Here is an 18,999-nt window from a genome sequence, read left to right as displayed (position 1 = left end):
GATGAAATGTAAGGAGTTAATTATATGAACGAAACTAAATTTGATAAGTTTAATTTTCAGCCATTTATTATAGAAGCTGTTAACCATTTAGGTTTTTACGAACCAACTGAAATTCAAGAAAGGTTAATTCCTGCTATATTAAAAGGGGAGAGTGCAATCGGGCAATCCCAAACAGGTACAGGCAAAACCCATTCTTATGTTTTGCCAATGCTGCAAAAGATTGACCATGGTAAACAAGAAGTACAAGCTATTATTACTGCGCCTACTCGCGAACTTGCCAATCAAATCTATCAGGAAGTGTTAAAAATTACAGCGCATTGTCCTGAGGATGAGGCAATTACTGCCCGCTGCTATATCGGCGGAACGGACAAGCAAAGAACAATTGAGAAGCTTAAGAAACAGCCGCAAGTGGTTGTAGGTACACCTGGAAGAATTAATGATTTAATCAAAGAACAGGCCCTTCTAGTCCATACTGCATCTATGCTTATCATAGATGAAGCTGACTTAATGCTGGACATGGGCTTTTTAGAAGATGTGGATCAAATTGCAGCAAGAATGGCAGAAAAGTTACAAATGCTGGTTTTCTCTGCAACCATTCCAGAAAAACTAAAGCCATTCCTTAAGAAATATATGGAAAATCCAAAATATGTTCACATAGAGCCGAGACAAGCAACAGCAGCAAAAATAGATCATCAGTTGCTTCCTTCAAGACATAGAAATAAAGTGAATCTCGTTCATGATGCACTTACTTTATTCAATCCCTATTTAGCTATTGTGTTTACAAATACGAAGAAAAAAGCAGATGAAGTGGCAGATGGATTGATGAGCAAAGGCATGAAGGTTGGTCGTATCCATGGGGATCTAAACCCTCGTGAACGGAAGAAGATGATGAAACAGATCCTGGACTTAGAATTCCAATATATTGTGGCGACTGATCTTGCAGCAAGAGGTATTGATATTCAAGGCATTAGCCATGTCATCAATTATGAGCTGCCTACTGATTTAGATTTCTATATCCATCGTGTTGGAAGAACCGCAAGAGCTGGACATTCAGGTATTGCCTTAACAATTTATGATCCTGCTAATGAAGATGCACTGAATCGTCTGGAGAAGATGGGAATTGAGTTCAACCATGTTGATCTCCATAAAGGTGAATGGTCTGAACTTGATGAGCGTAACAAGCGGAAAAACAGAATAAGACAGACGGATGAAATTGATAAAAAAGCGCAATCACTTGTGCAGAAACCTCGCAAAGTTAAGCCAGGTTATAAAAAGAAGATGAAATGGAAAATGGATAAAATCAAACAAAGAGAAAGAAGAATTAAACGGAAATAATCATGCTGTATAGCCCACTGCGGCTAGCTCGACTTCAGCCTGCTTATTTCTTTAAAAGGGAGAGGGTAATGTGCTTAAAATTGGTTCTCACGTATCAATGAGCGGAAAAAATATGCTGCTAGCGGCAAGTGAAGAAGCAGCATCTTATGGGGCAAACACTTTTATGATATATACAGGTGCACCTCAAAATACGCGCAGAAAGAAAATTGAGGATTTAAATATTGAAGCCGGCATAAAGCATATGCAGGAAAATGGAATGACTGATATAGTTGTCCATGCACCGTATATCATTAATATTGGCAATACAACTAACCCATCCACCTTTGAACTTGGAGTGAATTTCTTAAGATCAGAAATTGATCGTACAGAAGCGATTGGTGCGCGGCAAATTGTTCTTCACCCAGGTGCTCACGTAGGTGCCGGTGCAGATGCAGGTATTGCTAAAATTATTGAAGGATTAAACGAAGTATTAAATGGTGAAGAGCGAGTGCAAATTGCATTGGAGACAATGGCTGGCAAGGGATCTGAATGTGGCAGGACCTTCGAAGAACTTGCAATGATTATCGATGGTGTCCATCATAATGAGCATCTTTCTGTTTGTTTTGATACTTGTCATACAAATGATGCTGGCTATAATATCGTAGAGGATTTTGATGGCGTGTTAGAAAGCTTCGATAAAATGGTTGGTCTAGACCGTCTCAAAGTCTTGCATATTAACGATAGTAAAAATGAGCGGGGAATGAGAAAAGACCGTCATGAGAATATAGGCTACGGCCATATCGGCTTTAAGGCACTTGATTATATTGTGCATCATCCACAGCTGCAGGACGTTCCAAAAATATTGGAAACACCCTATGTGGGAGAAGATAAAAAAAATAAGAAAGCGCCATATAAGCATGAAATCGCGATGCTTCGTTCAAGAGCATTCAATGAAAATCTTTTGGATGAAATTCAAGAAGGATAAAATAAAAGCGAGAAAACAGTTAGGGCTGTTTCTCGCTTTTATTTATGCCTTGTTAACCTAGTAAGTACAATATTACTTAGTAAACATTAAAAATAGCTTATTTACTGATTTAGCTGTATCTGCACCGGCAACCTTCGCGATTTCCTTAATCAGTTTTGTACGCTCGCTATCATTAAATATGTTTACTTTCTTCCCACGAAGATATTGGGCAATTTGTTCTGCCTCTGCTTTTTTAACAGAGATATTGAATTGCTTAGCATACTTCAGTAACTCATCTGCGGTAATATTACTCACCTTATGATTAATGATGTTTTCGAAAATATTCATCTGCATCACTCCTACATCTTACCTTATGATGGGAGGGCTTGGAATGTGACTATTTTATTCCATTAAAATTGCATGATAAAAGGGGGAGCATCGAGCATCGGGTAATCGATTAAGCCCTTAGTGCTGATTTAGTTGCGTTTTGAAAATCCGGCTTTATTTAGCTGACGTCTCTCAATCCACCATTCTTTACAATAAACGTGACATACGGTATACTACCTTTTGTGGTAAATCGTAATGATTCTTAATTTTGAAGGTGAAAGAAATGAAGGAAAGCAATCATCCAATGATTCAAATGCAGGATGTGTCTTATAGATATGAAAAGGAAAATGTGCTTGAGCATATTAACATGACCATTAATGAGGGTGTTTTTTTAGGAATTGTAGGTCCTAATGGCTCTGGGAAATCAACGATGCTTAAATTAATGTTAGGTTTATTAAAAGTTCAGTCGGGTCAAATTAAGCTCTTTGGTCAAGAAATAGGTAAATTTAAAGATTGGCAAAAAATTGGCTTTGTTTCGCAAAAAGCGAATTCTTTTAACACAGGTTTCCCAGCCACTGTATTTGAAGTTGTTGCAAGTGGATTAACAAAAAAAATTGGCCTGTTTAAATTCATGAAAAAAGAAGATAAACAGAAGGTTCTAGAGGCGATTGGATCTGTAGGACTGATTCAATTTAAAAACCGAAATATCGGGGAACTGTCAGGTGGTCAGCAGCAGCGTGTCTTTATTGCGAGGGCGTTAGTAAGTGATCCCAAGCTACTAATACTCGACGAACCAACAGTTGGTGTAGATGCCAGACACGTTCTATCATTCTATGGCATGCTTGAAAACTTGAATAAAGAACGTGGCATCACATTATTATTAGTTACTCATGATATTGGGACGATTTCGGACAAAGTTACACATGTGGCCTGCATGAATAAATCGCTTCATTTTCATGGAGAAACTGCAGAGTTTGAGAATCTTGATACAAATGAAATGTCGGCATTTTATGGCCATGATGTCCATATCTTATCGCATGAGCATCATCATCATGGAGGTACAGGGCAATGATATCAGCCATATTTCAATATGAATTTTTACAAAACGCTTTTTTAACAGGAATGATTATCGGTGTTGTTGCGCCATTATTAGGCGTATATATTGTGGTTCGAAGGTTATCATTGATCGCTGACGCACTCAGTCATGTCACTTTAGCAGGAATAGCTGCTAGCCTTTTGCTTGAAAAGAAGATTCTAGGATTAAGCGGGTTAAACCCAATTTATTTAGGAATGGCCTTCTCTGTAACAGGGTCATTGTTTATTGAAAAGTTGCGAAGCGTATATAAGCATTATCAAGAACTGGCTATTCCGATTATATTATCGGGAGGAACAGGCTTAAGTGTAATCTTTATCTCTTTGGCAGACGGATTCAATACAGACCTCTTTGGCTACTTATTTGGCAGTGTGAGTGCGGTGAGCCGCGCGGATTTATGGTTAATATTAATTATTAGTATCATTATTATCGCTACAATCATTATCTTATATAAGGAATTATTTTTATTATCATTTGATGAAGAACATGCAAAAGCTTCAGGTATAGCTGCTAGAAGCGTTCATTTTATTTTTATCGTAATGGTTGCGCTTGTGATCGCAGCTTCGATGCGAATAGTTGGAATTCTCCTTGTCTCAGCACTTATGACTTTGCCGGTTGCAGCGAGCATGCGGATAGCGAAAGGTTTTAAACAAACGATTTTTTATTCGATTGTATTCGGTGAGGTTTCTGTCTTAGGCGGTTTAATGCTTGCATACTATCTTGATCTTGCGCCTGGTGGAACCATTGTTTTGATAGCTGTGTTAATATTAATAATAACGATTCTAATTAAAAAGTTAACTTCATCAAGACCAGCAAGAGCACATTAGTCATTTTTTGTAAAAACGCAAAAGGCAAAGGGTGGGTAAAAATGAATGTAAGTGAAGCATTGGTATTATTGAAAGATCAAGGCTACAAACATACAGGAAAGAGAGAGGAATTGCTTGAATTATTTGCGGACAGCAATAAATATTTAACTGCAAGAGATGTCCTTGAAAAGATGAAAGGCAATTATCCAGGTTTAAGCTTTGATACGATTTATCGGAATCTTTCCTTGTTTGTAGACTTAAATATATTTGAGATGACAGAGTTGTCTGGAGAAAAGCATTTCCGTTTTACTTGTTCTCATGAACATCATCACCATCATTTCATTTGTCTTGATTGCGGAAAGACAAAGGAAATTGGCACTTGCCCAATGAACAGTTTAAAAGAAAATTTATTAGGCTATGATGTATCTGGTCATAAATTTGAAATATACGGTAAATGTCCAGAATGTTGTTAAAGTATTGAAAAAGTCCCAGCTATTGTTAGCTGGGACTTTTAATGATGCTCGCTACATATTATTTGCGTTAGTTACTTACTTTTAACCTTTAGCCAATCTTCAACCCATGCGGACGCTTCAGACCAATTGCTTACACGAATGACACCTTCTGGAATCGGGTCACGATTATATGGCGTATCAAATAGTATGACTGGAATTTGGCATTCCTCATGGATCATCACGGCATTATCATGCTTGTCCTCGAAGAAAATATCGACTTTATAGTCTTTCGCGGCCTGGACTTTATGATGGGTGCCAATTAGATCGATGTGGTGGAATCCGAGCGTATGTTCTAAGAACCACTTTTCTGTTACTTCCATTAGCTCCGCATTTCGTGCACTAATAAAAAATAATTCATGTTCTTGTTCCCATCTATTCAATACAGCTTTTGCTCCTTCAGCTATCGTAGATTCACGATAGATAGATGGTTCATTTTCTTTAAACCATTTATCAAAATCTGAGGGTGTTAAGTCTACAAGTGGATATAAGTCGTATTGCTTTACGTCATTAAGTGTTAATTCCAATTGAAAGGCTTTATTTAAAAAAGGAATCATCGAGGTGGGGCTCGTTACAGTTCCATCAATGTCTATTCCAAATCGTTTCTTCATATGATGTTCGCTCCTTTTATGACAAAATAAAAACGACGATTAAAAATCATGCGCCTCAATTAATTTTAGCGTATATGGTGAAGCAGATAAACCCTTTCATGTTAATACATTGTAAAATAAAGATGTTAAACATTAACATCTTTAAATCAGTAAAAGTCGTAAACAATAATAAATGCTCCAATACAGTAGTTGAAAATGAAAGCGAGGGATCATGATGGCAGATCAAGAGCGAAGATATGATGAAGATTATGATCTTCTTCATAATAAGCAAATTGACGAAAACCAATATGAAGTCTCAAGCGATTATTCAGAGGAAACTGCGGCAGAAATTGCCCCTCCTGTCTCTTATGATGATGATAGGGGAAGAGAGGGTGTAAGGGAAAATCAGGGGGAAGGCAGAGGGATAGGTATTACGGCTCTCGTTTTATCTATTATTTCTCTCTTTGTCATGCCGATTATACTTGGTGCTGCAGGAATTATACTCGGATTCATAGCCAACCGCAGAGGAGCAACAGGCTTTGGCAGTTGGGCGATTGGTATAGGTGCCATCTCCATAATTGTCGGTTTGTTTATATTGCCATTCTTTTAAAAGAGGGCAAAAAGAAAAGCCTGGCATCATTGCCAGGCTTTTTTTGAAAGATAAGAAAGTATAAATTTTCAAAAAGAAAGATGTCTAGCGCAAGCGTCCTACCCCCTCGAGGTCTTAAGTCACACAGGAATTGAAGGTAAAGATCGGCCTTCATTTCTCCTGTGCGACTTAAGCTATGCCTGAGGGTGAGCAAGGCGCCCCGTGCTTTTCTTATATAATCATTAGACAGTCTCTGCTGCTTCAGCTGCTTTCTTTTCTTCTTCCTGTTTTGCAAAATATTCTTCTGCAATCTTATCTATTTCAATTTTTAACTCCTCAACCATCGTGTCTTCAGGGACTTTTCTTACGATTTTTCCTTTGCGGAATAATAATCCCTCACCGCGTGCTCCAGCAATCCCAATATCAGCTTCACGGGCTTCTCCTGGTCCATTTACAGCACACCCTAACACGGCAACCTTGATAGGTGCTTTAATTGTTGAAATATATTCTTCGACTTCATTAGCAATGCTTATTAAATCAATCTCTATTCGACCGCATGTAGGGCAAGAAATTAATGTAGCAGCATTGGAAGAAAGGCCAAATACTTTTAACATTTCACGGGCAACTTTAATTTCTTCTACTGGATCAGCGCTTAAGGAGATCCTTAAGGTATTGCCGATTCCTTTGCTGAGAATCGCGCCTAAGCCTGCAGCACTTTTAACTGTTCCGGCAAATAATGTACCAGACTCTGTAATACCTAAGTGCAACGGATAATCGAATGCTTTTGATGCCTTTTCATAGGCCTCAATCGCAAGGTTTACATCAGAAGCTTTCATGGATACGATAATATCGTGAAAGTCCAGATCTTCAAGTATTTTTATGTGATGAAGTGCACTTTCAACCATCCCGTCAGCCGTAGGGTAGCCGTATTTTTCCAATATGCGTTTTTCTAATGAACCGGCATTAACCCCGATTCGAATCGGAATGCCTTTTTCCTTTGCTGCTTTAACGACAGCTTCAACTTTTTCGCGTCGGCCGATATTTCCAGGGTTAATCCTGATTTTATCTGCGCCGCCTTCAATTGCTTTAAGGGCAAGCTTATAATCAAAATGGATATCGACAACAAGCGGAATGTTTATTTGCTTTTTAATATCAGCAATGGCGTCGGCTGCTCGTTCATCTGGACAAGCAACACGGACAATTTGACAGCCTGCTTCTTCAAGACGTTTGATTTGGGCAACAGTCGCTTCAACATCATGCGTTTTTGTTGTTGTCATACTTTGGATAAACAACTCATTGCTCCCACCGATAGTTAACGGTCCAACCTTAACTGGACGAGTTTTCGTGCGATGTATAATTTCACTCAATGGAGATTCGCTCCTTTTTTCGTGTTTAGAATCTATATGGAACTTTTTTTAAAAGCTCGCTTTAATCATTGTATCAATGAAATGCTGTAGTTGACAAGAATGTTGATGGCAAACTTTAGTTTTCCACAGTGTAAGTTGGGAATTTATAGACTTTCCCGTATTTTATTTCCTCAGGTTTAATTCCTTCATTTAATTTAATAAAGTCAGAGACAATCTCATTCATTGGTATATTTTCTAATCCTTTATTCTGCTTCTCAACAATAGATAAAACAGTTTCACCAGGACTTACTTCTTTTTCAATAAAAGGCGAGGCAAATTGCGCAACCTCAGCAGAAGTTTGTACGGCAGGTTTTTCATTTGTGGTTTCTTGTGCTGTGGGTAGAGTGCCATTTGCTAAGTCGAAATAAATGGCGTAAGCAACAACAATTAATAGGATAAAGGCTGCGAATCTTCTCATAAAGGCTACCCCCTGTAATAATTAGGTCGATTACCAAATATTTATGCTTGACCATTTGCAATCAGAACAATTAAAGAAAATAAATCATTAATAGGTAATTATTCGTGGGTATAAAGAATTAATTGGAATTTAACCCAATCTTTATACTTTCTTTACAATGAGCCTTCATAATTTTTTTAGGGGGGATATTTTGAGAGTTAGAGCAGAAACAAAGCGATTAACTAGTCATTTATCATTACAAACACGGATATTAGTGCCGGTCATCATTATTTTTCTCATTACTGTTTCTTTTGTTGCTTTGATCTCATTTGGTAAATACAAGGAAACTGTCACTAATTTGATGGAGCAGCGATTGGAAAAGGAAGCAGAATTTATTTATGAAATGTCGCAAAGCTTGATGCTCATCTTTGTTGGTAATGAGGATGGTTTTAGTAAGAAAATAAATCAAGTAATAAAAAGGCAAGATGCAAAGCTGTCTCAAGATGGTTTTAAAGCGGATTTCTTTTTGATAACTGAAAAAGGGCCGCAGCCGTTTGATGTCAGCAAACATTCAGACATCATCATCGATCCATTGGTTTTACAAGAAATACAGAAGAAGCAAAATGGACTGATACATAGTGAAATGAATGGGAATTTATATACAATTTCGTTCCGGAACGTTCAGGAGTTGAGAGGAATATATACGATTGCTATCCCTCAAACTCAATATTTAAGTAATATAAAGCAAATTGCTCAATATATGGTCATTGCCGTGCTTCTCAGTTTGATCACCACGGTAGGGATTATCATTTTATTAGTTCGCAATTTAACTAATCCATTATCAAAGCTTATCGCAATAATGAAGGATGCGAGAAAGGGTAATTTGCAGGGACAGGCAGAAGAGACTTCGACAACACCAGAAATCATTTCATTGGTTAGAAGCTATAATGCAATGATTTCTCATATGCGAAATTTGTTATCGAATATGTCCAGCATGACTAAGGATTTATCAGCAACTGGTGAAGAGCTTACAGGTATATCTGGAAAAGTAATAGAAGATAATGAGGCTTTGATGGAATCCATTGCAATTGTTAAGCAGGGAGCGGAAGAAACGTCATTTAGTTCAGAAGAAAGTATTAGTAAAATTCATGAGATGAAAGAATCATTGAAACACATTATCACAAGTATGGAAAATATGATGTTAAAAGCAACAGAAATGGAAGCAGCAGCAAATGGGGGAGAAAAAGGACTAGGTAATTTAATAGCTGTTATTGATTCTTTTGCAGTTGAATTTGCTAATGTTTCAAATACAGTAAGAGAAGTAAAACAACATTCCACCTTAATTGAAGAAGTTGTTTCCATCATTCAGCAAATAGCTGGTCAGACAAAACTGCTTGCTTTAAATGCTGCCATTGAAGCAGCCAGGGCTGGTGAAGCTGGAAAAGGTTTTGCGGTTGTGGCAAACGAGGTAGGACTCCTTGCAGAAAAATCAGGAAATGCAGCTGAAGAAATTAAAGCAACGATTGGACAAATGAAATCCATTTCAACGAAAGCGGCAAATCAATTTGATCAAATAGGTACGCATTTTCAAGAGCAAATGAAAACCGTAATCGAGAGTAGAACCGGCTTTGACATTTTGATGAGGGAAGTAGCCAATGTGTCTCTTCTAATAGAACTGTCACAAGAAGAGCTTGCTGAATTAATCAGCATCGTTCCACTTATAGAAAAAAACGCGGATCATTACGTATCCATATCTCAAGAGACGCTTGCGAGCACAGAACAGATGGATGCAGCTTCTAAAGTATTGAAGAATAAAATGCTGCAAAGTCACCATGCTGGGGAAAGGTTACATAGCATATCGAAAGTATTAGATGAGCTTCATGGTGAATATAAAGTGTAAAGCAAGTTATATGAGGAAAGGCAATCTAGGTCAAAACCTTTATTTTTACATAGGTGAGCAGTTTCTTGTCTCTTTAGAATGAAATAAACAAAAAAAGCTCCTAAATTAGGGAAGCTTTTTTTGTTTATTTCTATTTAATATAGTTGTTATTCCTTATTATGAGGTATTTCTTTAATAGAAAGCATGAGTATAATTACTCCAACGAGCCAGCTGATAAATGCCCCGTTTGGTACAATCGTTTGCAATGCCCCCATAATCGTAAAGAAAACAGTAGGTAGCGTAACGCTATAGGCTGACATTCTCCATAAGTAACGGTATTCGAGCTTTCTTTGCATTATTTTCATTAATAAGAGACCAAGAAGAGCAAGAATAGATATTTCAATAAATCTTATCGCTGCTGTAAAAATATAAATAACTACAGCCATGATTGAGATAATAATAACTAGCCAAGAGTCTGCTGATGAGAGGAGATCGCTAATCATCGCTTTATCGATAGACTTGTCACCTAATAAGGAATAAGCATAAGTCTGCTGTTGTCCGCCTGCATTAAAAACAAATTCATCTTGCAGAAAGGCGATTGTATTTTCTGAATTCAGCAGTTCATCTTTTTTTACAATGCCATTTGAGTCAAAAACAATTGAAAGGTCCTCATGATTGATTGTAAGAGGGACTTCGTCCTCAGAGATGAGTTCACCATCTTTTATTTCAAAGGCAGGAAAGTCATTTTTTATTGTTGTTTCTAAAGTGTTTAAACTGCCAAAAATGGTAGAGCCTAGCAAGTAAATTGTTGGTATGACTGAAAGAAGAGTAAGAAGAAAAACATATAAAATTGTTTTTCCAATTCCTTGTGTTCTATAGGAAGCAATGTCCTTCGGTGAATACAAACTTTTTATTAATTGTTTAAATACATTCATTATTTACATAACACACCCTTAAATGTTTTCAGCATCTATTTTAACTTGATTACAAATGATGTACAAGTCGTGCGATTGAACGACTTTTCTGAAAGTTTTTGTAATCAAATTGTAATATAAAAGACTTTTGTTAAGGCTTTGTAAATTTATGCGGAGAAACGTTTACTTTTAAAACAAAAATCATTAATAATTGTGTGGGGTTTTAAAAATAATGTCGAAATATATTTTTAGGGGTTGAATAGTTTGGAACTGAATGTTCAGCAAATTATTTTTGAATTTATCGGTGGTCTCGGTATTTTCCTATATGGTATTAAAACCATGGGAGAAGGACTGCAAAGGTCAGCAGGGGATCGTCTTAGAGATATATTAGATCGTTTTACAACGAATCCGTTTATGGGTGTTTTAGCTGGTATCCTCGTTACAGTGTTAATCCAAAGTAGTACAGCAACTACAGTTATTACTGTAGGCTTGGTAAGCGCTGGCTTTATGACGCTTAGACAAGCAATTGGTGTTATTATGGGTGCAAACATTGGTACAACCTTCACTGCTTTTATCATTGGACTTAATGTAGGTGAGTACGCATTACCGATGATTGCTGTCGGTGTAGTATTATTAATATTCGTTAAAAATGCGAAAGTAAATAATATAGGTTCAATCGTGTTCGGACTAGGTGCATTATTCTTCGGACTTGGATTGATGACTGGTGCAATGAAACCACTAAGCGGTTTACAATCGTTCCATGACTTAACACTTAGCATGAGTGATAATCCTATTTTAGGTCTTGTAGTAGGTACTGTGCTAACCGTTGTTGTCCAAAGTTCAACTGCGACAATTGGAATTTTACAAGGTTTATATGCTGGAGGTTTAGTTGATTTAAATGCTGCATTACCTATTCTTTTTGGGGATAATGTCGGTACTACAATCACAGCTGTTTTAGCTGCAATTGGAGCGTCTGTTGCTGCGAAAAGAGCTGCTGCAGTCCATGTTGTATTTAATGTCATTGGGGCTACAATTTTCCTTATCCTATTGAAACCTTTTACATTTGTTATAAGTTATCTTGAGCAAAGCTTAGCGTTAAATCCTGAAATGACAGTCGCGTTTGCCCATGGGATTTACAATGTGTCAAACACCATTATTCAATTTCCATTCATTGCGGTACTAGCATGGATTGTTACTAAGCTGGTTCCAGGTGAAGACTCGATTAAGGATTATAAGGCTAAGCATCTTGATCCTATGTTTATTCAACAATCACCATCGATAGCATTAGGACAAGCGAAAGAAGAAGTATTAAGAATGGGCCAATTCGCACTCGATGGTCTAGAGGATACAAATAAGTTCTTAAAAACAGGGGATCAGAAATATTCTGAAAATGCCTACCAACTAGAGGATGCAATTAATGGTTTAGATCGAAATATAACAGAGTATTTAATAAGCCTTTCAAGAAGCTCACTATCCAATCATGAATCAGAAGAGCATACGGTGCTAATGGACACGATTAGAGATATTGAGAGAATCGGTGACCATTTTGAAAATATCATTGAGCTAATGGATTATAAGAAAGCAAATAAAGTGAGTATTACTGAATCGGCTATGGATGATTTAGATGAAATGTTCAAGCTGACCATCTCTACTGTAAAAGAGGCACTCGAGTCACTTGATCATGGAGATAAAGAAGCGGCTATTCATGTCGTGCAAAAAGAAGAACAAATCGATAAAATGGAAAGAAAACTGCGTAAACAGCATATACTTCGTTTAAGTGAAGGAGTTTGCTCCGGACAAGCGGGAATCGTTTATGTAGATATACTCAGCAATCTAGAAAGAATTGGTGACCATGCTGTGAATATTGCAGAGGCGGTTTTAGGAGAAGAATAAGCGGGAAAAGCAAGGGGGGATCCCTTGCTTTTTTCATATACTAAGGAGTGGTGATTATATTGGATATTTTATATTGGAGTATGATCATAATCTTGTTTGTCATTGCTTTTATCGGCTTAGTTTACCCGATTATTCCAAGCGTTTTATTTATTGCTGCTGCTTTTATTCTATACGGCGTATTTTATTCATTTGAGACATTTACTTGGCTATTTTGGTCAGTTCAAGTCTTATTTGTTATCTTACTATTTGGCGCAGATTATATCGCTAACATGATTGGCGTGAAGAAGTATGGCGGCTCTAAAGCGGGTATTTGGGGCAGCACAATCGGCATCATCGTTGGACCGTTTGTTATTCCTGTCTTGGGTATTATTGCAGGTCCATTTATTGGAGCGGTTGTGGCCGAGCTTCTTGTTCATCGAACCAATATAAAAGATGCAATAAAAATTGGTTTTGGTTCAGTTATCGGCTTTATTAGCAGCGTGATTACTAAAGGCATCATTCAAGCCATTATGATTATCTATTTTCTTATCGCTGTTTTTTAACTAGATGTTTGTGTTTTATCAAAAAGGGTATAAGAATATATATAGAGGGAATTTTAAATCTGTTAACAGAGCATATCATTTGCTGGTTGAAGAGATGTTTGATAATGTTAACGTAAAGACCTTTTATATTTAGAATTTTCTATTAAAAAGGTTAAAAATAATCATTTACATAGGGAGGAATTTTATCATGGCTTTTGAATTACCGCAATTACCTTACGCGTACGATGCATTGGAACCTCATGTTGACAAAGAAACTATGAATATTCATCACACAAAGCATCATAACACTTACGTGACTAATTTAAACAATGCTCTAGAGGGTAATGCTGAATTATCATCTAAATCAGTTGAAGAAGTCATCGCTAACCTAGATGCAGTTCCGGAATCTGCACGTACAGCGGTTCGTAATAATGGTGGTGGACATGCTAATCACTCACTATTCTGGCAAATCATTTCACCAAATGGTGGCGGTGCACCTACAGGTGAGCTTGCTGATGCCATTTCAAGCAAATTTGGCAGCTTTGATAGCTTCAAGGAAGAATTTGCTAAAGCAGCAACGACTCGTTTTGGGTCAGGTTGGGCTTGGCTATCTGTAAACAACGGAGAATTAGAACTATCAAGCACACCTAACCAGGACTCTCCAGTAATGGAAGGTAAGACACCAATCCTTGGTCTTGATGTGTGGGAGCATGCTTACTATTTGAATTACCAAAACCGTCGTCCTGATTATATCAGTGCATTCTGGAATGTAGTTAACTGGGAAGAAGTAGCAAAGCGTTATAGCGCAGCGAAATAAGATGAAATCAAAGCATGTGAGCGGACTTTTGCTCACATGTTTTTTACTTTAAGATGCAGATTAAATACATTTAATAAAAGTAGGAAGTTAATTTAAGTGATGAAGGGGATTTTTCATAGTTTTTCAAAGCCCTTTAGTCCAGGAAGCTGCTTTTTTGTACCTGAAGAATTATCCTTTATAAAATTGCATAAGTGAATAGACTTTGTTAGAAACTACCCTTTAGAACCAAAGGGGAGTTTTTTTATGAGTAAAATACAAAAATTCATTGGTGATGTAGAATTAACGAGAGATTTAACATTGCTGCTTGTTATAGGTGGCTTATATTCCTTAAGTATTGCGTTATCAAATACTTTTGTGAATATTTTTTTGTGGAAACAATCGGGCGAGTATTTGGACTTAGGCTTATATAATTTAGCCATTGTTGTTCTTCAGCCTATTACTTTCATCCTTGCAGGAAGATGGGCTAAGAAGGTTGATCGCGTGATCGTTTTCCGTATTGGGGTCATTTTCTTATCGTTCTTTTATGTGATGGTTTTAGTTGCCGGGAGCAGCGCTGCCAAATACCTTCTTTTGCTTGGTGCATTATTAGGAGTGGGGTCGGGATTTTATTGGCTTGCCTTTAATGTACTTACATTTGAAATTACGGAACCAGAAAACCGCGATTTTTTCAATGGATTCCTTGGTTTATTATCTTCAATTGGTGGAATGATTGGACCGATTACTGCTGGATTTGTTATTTCCAGAATGGAACAGTTTACGGGATATACAGTTATTTTTGGTCTTTCATTGGTGTTATTTGCGATTGCTGTTTTTTTAAGTTTTTTCATTAAAAGACGACCAGCAAATGGACGATACTGGTTTAAACAAATAATGAAGGAGCGACAGCGGAATCTTAATTGGAGAAGAATCACGAATGCTCATTTTTTTCAAGGCCTCAGAGAAGGTACCTTTGCATTTGTAGTATCGGTGTTTGTATTTATTTCAACAGGAAGCGAACTTGCATTAGGAACTTTTGGATTGGTTAACTCAGGTATTTCATTTGTTAGTTATTTTCTTGTCTCTAGACTATTGAAAAAGGAGCAACGGAAAGCAGCGATTCTAATTGGTGGCATTCTGCTTTATGCATCCATCTTTTTAATCATTTTTGATGTAACCTATCCAAAGCTTCTTGTTTATGCGGCCATCATTGCCATTGCTTACCCATTAATGCTTGTACCATATGTATCGATGACATATGATGTGATTGGCACTGCCTGGAAGGCTGCTGAAATGAGGATTGAGTATATTGTTGTCAGAGAGCTATTTTTAAATATAGGGCGAATCGTTTCCATTCTGAGTTTTATAATAGCTGTCGTATTTTTTGATGAAAAATATAGTATTCCTCTTCTCTTGCTTATTCTAGGAATTGGGCATAGTGTTATTTACTTTTATATAAGAAAAGTTGACCTTTCTTAATATTGTTAAATGTTTCCTCTACACGACAAATGGTTCCTAATAGAATTATTTGTCGTTTTCTTTTAAAATAGAAATAAGAGACTTTAAAGGAAGTGTGGTTATTACTATTGAATAAGAAGAAAAAGAGGAATCATGTATCGTTGCGGTTAAACATGCTCTTCTTAATGGTTTTTTTACTTTTTTCCGTCCTTATTTTTCGTTTAGGCTTTGTTCAAATTGTTTATGGAGATGATTATAAGCGTGAAATAGAAAGAACAGAGGATATAACGGTCAACAATCCCGTACCCCGTGGGAAGATTTATGATAGCACAGGTAAAATCATCGTTGACAATATGCCGCAAAATGCAATTACATATACGAATAGTGGGGCAAGCCAAGAAGAAATGCTTGAGACTGCAGCAAAACTTGCAAAGCTTATAGATAAAGATACGAGTAAAGTTCGGGAAAGAGATATGAAGGATTACTGGATTATGACAAATCCTGAACGTGCAGAAGAAAAAGTACCTCAAAAAGAACAAGATGTCATGAAAGAAGAATTAGAGGGATCTGTGTTTGATAAGGAAATTTACCAGCTTACTCTCGATCGCATCACAGAAGAAGAATTGGCTGAACTGACAGATGATGATCTTGAAATTTTAGCGATTTATAGCGACTTTACGAGTGGGTATGCACTAACGCCACAAATTGTTAAAAATAAAGAAGTATCAGATGAAGAATTTGCGGTTGTCAGTGAAAACCTGCAGCATCTTCCTGGAGTCGATACAACGACTGACTGGGAACGCCACTATACTTTCAATAGTACGCTGAAATCCGTTCTTGGTTCTGTTTCGAGTTCGGAGGAAGGGATTCCTGCTGAACAGCTGGATTATTATCTAGCACGAGACTACAGCCGTAATGACAGGGTAGGTAAAAGCTATATTGAACTCCAATATGAAGAAGTGCTGCATGGTCAAAAGGCCAAGGTAAAGAATGTAACAAACAAGGCTGGCAGTGTGCTTGAAACGATCCCGATTTCCGAAGGGCAGAGAGGGAAGGATTTAGTATTAAGCGTTGACATGGATCTGCAGCTTGCCACAGAGAAAATCCTAGAAGAAGAATTACGCTCTGCAAAAGGTTCTCCGGGAACAGGGCTGTTAGATCGCGCGTATGTCGTTTTATCTGATCCGTATAGCGGTGAAGTGCTGACGATGGCCGGTCGAAAAATTGTAAAGGATGAAGAAACAGGCGGGAGCAAGATGACGGACGATGCACTTGGGAACATTACTTCTACTTATAATGTAGGATCTGCAGTTAAGGGGGCGACAATCTTAACTGGTTATAATGAAGGTGTAATCAGTCCAGGTACTGTATTTAATGACAGGCCTCTACAAATCAAGGGAACGCCTCCGAAAAAGTCATGGAAGAATTTTGGTCCAATTAACGATGTGAATGCACTGAAGGTTTCCTCAAACGTGTATATGTTTGAAACGGCTATTCGAATTGGCGGAGGAAGGTATGAGCATAATAAATCTTTGCCGCTTAACAAACAAGGTTTTTCTACGATTCGTGATTCGTTTGCCCAATTTGGCTTAGGGGTCAGAACAGGTATCGATTTGCCAAATGAACAAACAGGCTTTAAAGGAGAAAGTACACTGCCAGGTTTCATGCTTGACCTTGTGATTGGCCAATATGATACGTATTCGAATATGCAGCTTGCTCAATATGTCTCAACCATCGCAAATGGCGGGAACCGGATGGAGCCGCATCTTGTAAAGGAAATGCGCGAACCGTTGTTAGATAATGAGCAGCTTGGACCGATTGTTCAAGAAATCGCGCCGAAAGTATTAAATAAAGTGGACGGAAAAGACGAATGGATGGATCGTGTGCAAGAAGGCTTCAGGAAAGTAACACAAGAAACAGGTGGAACAGGCGTTGTTTATTTTGGCAAGAAGGATTATAAGCCGGCTGGTAAAACAGGAACTGCGGAAGCATTTTACGATGGTCCTGAACGCAGTAAATATGATGAGCCGCCAGAAGTGATGAATTTAAGCTTTGTCGGTTATGCACCTCATAAAAACCCTGAAGTCGCTATTTCAGTTCTCGTTCCATGGGCTTTCCAAGGAAGTGTTGATCATAAAGCAAATATGAAGATTGCAGAAAGAGTTCTTGATGCTTATTTTGAAATTAAGAAAGAGCGTCAAGCAGAACAAAAAGATGAGGATATTACTAAACAAGAAGCAATAGATGTGACCAATGACGAAGAGTAAATAGTAAAAGAAGCTAACACATGCAGTTGTTAGCTTCTTTTTTTTTCCTTCTAATAGTAATGGGTATCTCTTAAATCAATCTTATCATTAATGAATTTACATTTCTTCACACTAATTTACAAAATATTCACAACGTATTAAAACCGTGTTAACCTTTCACCTTTATTCTAAACACATAGGACAAAACAACTAATTCTTAGGGGGAATAAAGAAATGAAAAGATTTAAATACATTGCAACAACAGCAATGATTGGAACAGTCTTAACTTTCACTTCAGCTTGTGGCTCTTCAGAAGAAGGAACTGCTAAAGGATCCCAAGCGAATGGATCATCAAACTCGGAGCAACCGGCAAGTGAAGAAAATAAGCAGCTTCAAGGAGAAATTAATATCGATGGTTCTTCAACGGTTTACCCAATTATGGAAGCAGTTGTTGAAGAATTCGGCATGGCACACCCTGGAGTAAGAGTTTCTGTTGCATCCTCTGGTACAGGTGGTGGATTCAAGCAATTTATTGCTGGTACAACAGATATAAGCAATGCATCAAGAGAGATTAAAGATGAAGAAAAAGCCCAGTTGGAAGAAGCTGGAATTGAATATACAGAATTAAAGTTAGCGAATGATGGCTTATCAATTGTTGTAAATAAGGATAATGATTGGATTGATCATTTAACAGTTGAAGAGTTGAAAGAAATGTGGGTTGAGGATGGAGAATCAAAAAAATGGTCTGATATTCGACCTGAATGGCCAGATGAAGAGATCAAGTTTTATTCGCCAGGAACAGACTCAGGTACTTACGATTACTTCAATGAAATTATCTTAGAAGATACGCCTATTGTTGAAAAAGCGACACTATCGGAAGATGATAATATTCTTGTTCAAGGGGTTGCAGGTGATAAAAACGCCATTGGATTCTTTGGATTTGCCTACTACGTTGAAAATAAAGACAAGTTGAAAGTAGTTCCTATCGATGGTGGTGATGGACCGGTTGAACCTACCCATGACACCGTAGAAAGTGGAGAATATGCTCCGCTATCAAGACCGCTGTACATCTATGTGAAGAATGAATCTATAAAAAAGGAAGAAACGGCTGAATTTGTGAAGTTCGTAATGGAGAATGGAGGCACTCTTTCTGAAGATGTCGGCTATGTAAAACTTGTGGATGAAGATTATCAAGATGGACTTAAAACCATCGAGGGGTTAAAGTAACGAGCTCTTAAAAGGTCATAAGCTCTCACAAAGCAACATGGGGTAGAGACTTATGACCTTTATTAAGAGGATT

18 protein-coding genes are annotated in these 18,999 nt (G+C 37.5%); 13 read left to right on the top strand and 5 right to left on the bottom strand.

Going from position 1 to position 18,999, the window contains the following annotated elements; translation table 11 throughout:
- Positions 1-24: 24 nt before the first annotated feature.
- Together J2S17_RS06500 and J2S17_RS06495 are read left to right on the top strand one after the other, a co-directional pair.
- Entirely contained in the window at positions 25-1,335 is a 1,311-nt protein-coding gene (locus J2S17_RS06500; protein WP_307473056.1) for a DEAD/DEAH box helicase, read from the top strand.
- 70 nt (positions 1,336-1,405) lie between these two features.
- On the top strand, positions 1,406-2,299 hold the full coding sequence (locus tag J2S17_RS06495) for a deoxyribonuclease IV (protein WP_307473054.1): 894 nt from the start codon (positions 1,406-1,408) through the stop codon (positions 2,297-2,299).
- A 72-nt stretch (positions 2,300-2,371) separates the two neighbouring features.
- Here J2S17_RS06495 and J2S17_RS06490 read toward each other — a convergent pair whose 3' ends face one another.
- Positions 2,372-2,626 carry a DUF2624 domain-containing protein gene (locus J2S17_RS06490; RefSeq protein WP_307473052.1) on the bottom strand — a complete coding sequence of 85 codons (255 nt, stop codon included), beginning with the start codon at positions 2,624-2,626 and terminating at the stop codon, positions 2,372-2,374.
- Between the two features lie 262 nt (positions 2,627-2,888).
- Here J2S17_RS06490 and J2S17_RS06485 point away from each other — a divergent pair, with 262 nt between their 5' ends.
- From J2S17_RS06485 to J2S17_RS06475, 3 genes are read left to right on the top strand one after another with little or no spacing between them, the layout of a single operon-like run.
- Positions 2,889-3,677: a metal ABC transporter ATP-binding protein gene (locus J2S17_RS06485; RefSeq protein WP_307473262.1), complete on the top strand. Its 789-nt coding sequence runs from the start codon at positions 2,889-2,891 to the stop codon at positions 3,675-3,677.
- On the top strand, positions 3,674-4,525 hold the full coding sequence (locus tag J2S17_RS06480) for a metal ABC transporter permease (RefSeq protein WP_307473050.1): 852 nt from the start codon (positions 3,674-3,676) through the stop codon (positions 4,523-4,525). Before J2S17_RS06485 ends, J2S17_RS06480 begins: the two co-directional genes overlap by 4 nt.
- A 41-nt stretch (positions 4,526-4,566) precedes the next feature.
- The gene (locus J2S17_RS06475; protein WP_307473048.1) at positions 4,567-4,977 is read left to right on the top strand and encodes a Fur family transcriptional regulator; all 411 of its coding nucleotides are present in this window, start codon (positions 4,567-4,569) and stop codon (positions 4,975-4,977) included.
- Positions 4,978-5,048: 71 nt separating this feature from the next.
- On the opposite strand, the gene J2S17_RS06470 is transcribed toward J2S17_RS06475, so the two are convergent.
- Positions 5,049-5,624 carry a 5' nucleotidase, NT5C type gene (locus tag J2S17_RS06470; protein WP_307473046.1) on the bottom strand — a complete coding sequence of 192 codons (576 nt, stop codon included), beginning with the start codon at positions 5,622-5,624 and terminating at the stop codon, positions 5,049-5,051.
- A gap of 211 nt (positions 5,625-5,835) precedes the next feature.
- On the opposite strand from J2S17_RS06470, the gene J2S17_RS06465 reads away from it, so the two are divergent.
- Complete coding sequence (locus J2S17_RS06465) at positions 5,836-6,213, top strand: DUF4190 domain-containing protein (RefSeq protein WP_307473045.1); 378 nt, start codon at positions 5,836-5,838, stop codon at positions 6,211-6,213.
- Between the two features lie 221 nt (positions 6,214-6,434).
- On the opposite strand, the gene ispG is transcribed toward J2S17_RS06465, so the two are convergent.
- Positions 6,435-7,550 carry a flavodoxin-dependent (E)-4-hydroxy-3-methylbut-2-enyl-diphosphate synthase gene (gene ispG / locus J2S17_RS06460; protein ID WP_307473260.1) on the bottom strand — a complete coding sequence of 372 codons (1,116 nt, stop codon included), beginning with the start codon at positions 7,548-7,550 and terminating at the stop codon, positions 6,435-6,437.
- 124 nt (positions 7,551-7,674) lie between these two features.
- A complete protein-coding gene (yqfZ, locus tag J2S17_RS06455) occupies positions 7,675-8,016 on the bottom strand; it encodes a protein YqfZ (RefSeq protein ID WP_307473043.1) in 342 nt (113 codons plus the stop codon).
- 190 nt (positions 8,017-8,206) lie between these two features.
- Between yqfZ and J2S17_RS06450 the strand changes: the two genes are divergently transcribed.
- Positions 8,207-9,895 (top strand): methyl-accepting chemotaxis protein, encoded by a 1,689-nt coding sequence (locus J2S17_RS06450; RefSeq protein WP_307473040.1) that lies wholly within the window; start codon positions 8,207-8,209, stop codon positions 9,893-9,895.
- Positions 9,896-10,041: 146 nt separating this feature from the next.
- Here J2S17_RS06450 and J2S17_RS06445 read toward each other — a convergent pair whose 3' ends face one another.
- Positions 10,042-10,809: a DUF1189 domain-containing protein gene (locus tag J2S17_RS06445; RefSeq protein WP_307473039.1), complete on the bottom strand. Its 768-nt coding sequence runs from the start codon at positions 10,807-10,809 to the stop codon at positions 10,042-10,044.
- Between the two features lie 243 nt (positions 10,810-11,052).
- Between J2S17_RS06445 and J2S17_RS06440 the strand changes: the two genes are divergently transcribed.
- The 6 genes from J2S17_RS06440 (at position 11,053) to J2S17_RS06415 (ending at position 18,926) form a co-directional block, all read left to right on the top strand.
- Positions 11,053-12,681 carry a Na/Pi cotransporter family protein gene (locus tag J2S17_RS06440; RefSeq protein WP_307473037.1) on the top strand — a complete coding sequence of 543 codons (1,629 nt, stop codon included), beginning with the start codon at positions 11,053-11,055 and terminating at the stop codon, positions 12,679-12,681.
- 59 nt (positions 12,682-12,740) lie between these two features.
- The gene (locus tag J2S17_RS06435) at positions 12,741-13,223 is read left to right on the top strand and encodes a DUF456 domain-containing protein (RefSeq protein WP_307473035.1); all 483 of its coding nucleotides are present in this window, start codon (positions 12,741-12,743) and stop codon (positions 13,221-13,223) included.
- A gap of 187 nt (positions 13,224-13,410) precedes the next feature.
- Positions 13,411-14,019, top strand: coding sequence for a superoxide dismutase (locus J2S17_RS06430; protein WP_307473033.1), 609 nt, complete (start codon positions 13,411-13,413; stop codon positions 14,017-14,019).
- 243 nt (positions 14,020-14,262) lie between these two features.
- Entirely contained in the window at positions 14,263-15,474 is a 1,212-nt protein-coding gene (locus J2S17_RS06425; protein WP_307473031.1) for an MFS transporter, read from the top strand.
- A 164-nt stretch (positions 15,475-15,638) separates the two neighbouring features.
- Positions 15,639-17,720: a peptidoglycan D,D-transpeptidase FtsI family protein gene (locus tag J2S17_RS06420; RefSeq protein ID WP_307473029.1), complete on the top strand. Its 2,082-nt coding sequence runs from the start codon at positions 15,639-15,641 to the stop codon at positions 17,718-17,720.
- A gap of 213 nt (positions 17,721-17,933) precedes the next feature.
- The gene (locus J2S17_RS06415) at positions 17,934-18,926 is read left to right on the top strand and encodes a PstS family phosphate ABC transporter substrate-binding protein (protein WP_307473027.1); all 993 of its coding nucleotides are present in this window, start codon (positions 17,934-17,936) and stop codon (positions 18,924-18,926) included.
- Positions 18,927-18,999 lie beyond the last annotated feature (73 nt).

This window comes from Cytobacillus purgationiresistens, assembly GCF_030813235.1.
Classification (GTDB): domain Bacteria; phylum Bacillota; class Bacilli; order Bacillales; family Cytobacillaceae; genus Cytobacillus; species Cytobacillus purgationiresistens.
The sequence above is the reverse complement of the archived record's forward strand: the minus strand, read 5'-3'. Positions and strand labels throughout refer to the sequence as shown.

Excerpts from the sequence above, each read along its gene's own strand:
- J2S17_RS06500 (WP_307473056.1), top strand. The coding sequence starts at position 25 with ATGAACGAAACTAAATTTGATAAGTTTAATTTTCAGCCATTTATTATA.
- J2S17_RS06490 (WP_307473052.1), bottom strand. The coding sequence starts at position 2,626 with ATGAATATTTTCGAAAACATCATTAATCATAAGGTGAGTAATATTACC.
- J2S17_RS06485 (WP_307473262.1), top strand. The coding sequence starts at position 2,889 with ATGAAGGAAAGCAATCATCCAATGATTCAAATGCAGGATGTGTCTTAT.
- J2S17_RS06480 (WP_307473050.1), top strand. The coding sequence starts at position 3,674 with ATGATATCAGCCATATTTCAATATGAATTTTTACAAAACGCTTTTTTA.
- J2S17_RS06475 (WP_307473048.1), top strand. The coding sequence starts at position 4,567 with ATGAATGTAAGTGAAGCATTGGTATTATTGAAAGATCAAGGCTACAAA.
- J2S17_RS06470 (WP_307473046.1), bottom strand. The coding sequence starts at position 5,624 with ATGAAGAAACGATTTGGAATAGACATTGATGGAACTGTAACGAGCCCC.
- J2S17_RS06465 (WP_307473045.1), top strand. The coding sequence starts at position 5,836 with ATGATGGCAGATCAAGAGCGAAGATATGATGAAGATTATGATCTTCTT.
- yqfZ (WP_307473043.1), bottom strand. The coding sequence starts at position 8,016 with ATGAGAAGATTCGCAGCCTTTATCCTATTAATTGTTGTTGCTTACGCC.
- J2S17_RS06445 (WP_307473039.1), bottom strand. The coding sequence starts at position 10,809 with ATGAATGTATTTAAACAATTAATAAAAAGTTTGTATTCACCGAAGGAC.
- J2S17_RS06430 (WP_307473033.1), top strand. The coding sequence starts at position 13,411 with ATGGCTTTTGAATTACCGCAATTACCTTACGCGTACGATGCATTGGAA.
- J2S17_RS06425 (WP_307473031.1), top strand. The coding sequence starts at position 14,263 with ATGAGTAAAATACAAAAATTCATTGGTGATGTAGAATTAACGAGAGAT.
- J2S17_RS06420 (WP_307473029.1), top strand. The coding sequence starts at position 15,639 with ATGGTTTTTTTACTTTTTTCCGTCCTTATTTTTCGTTTAGGCTTTGTT.
- J2S17_RS06415 (WP_307473027.1), top strand. The coding sequence starts at position 17,934 with ATGAAAAGATTTAAATACATTGCAACAACAGCAATGATTGGAACAGTC.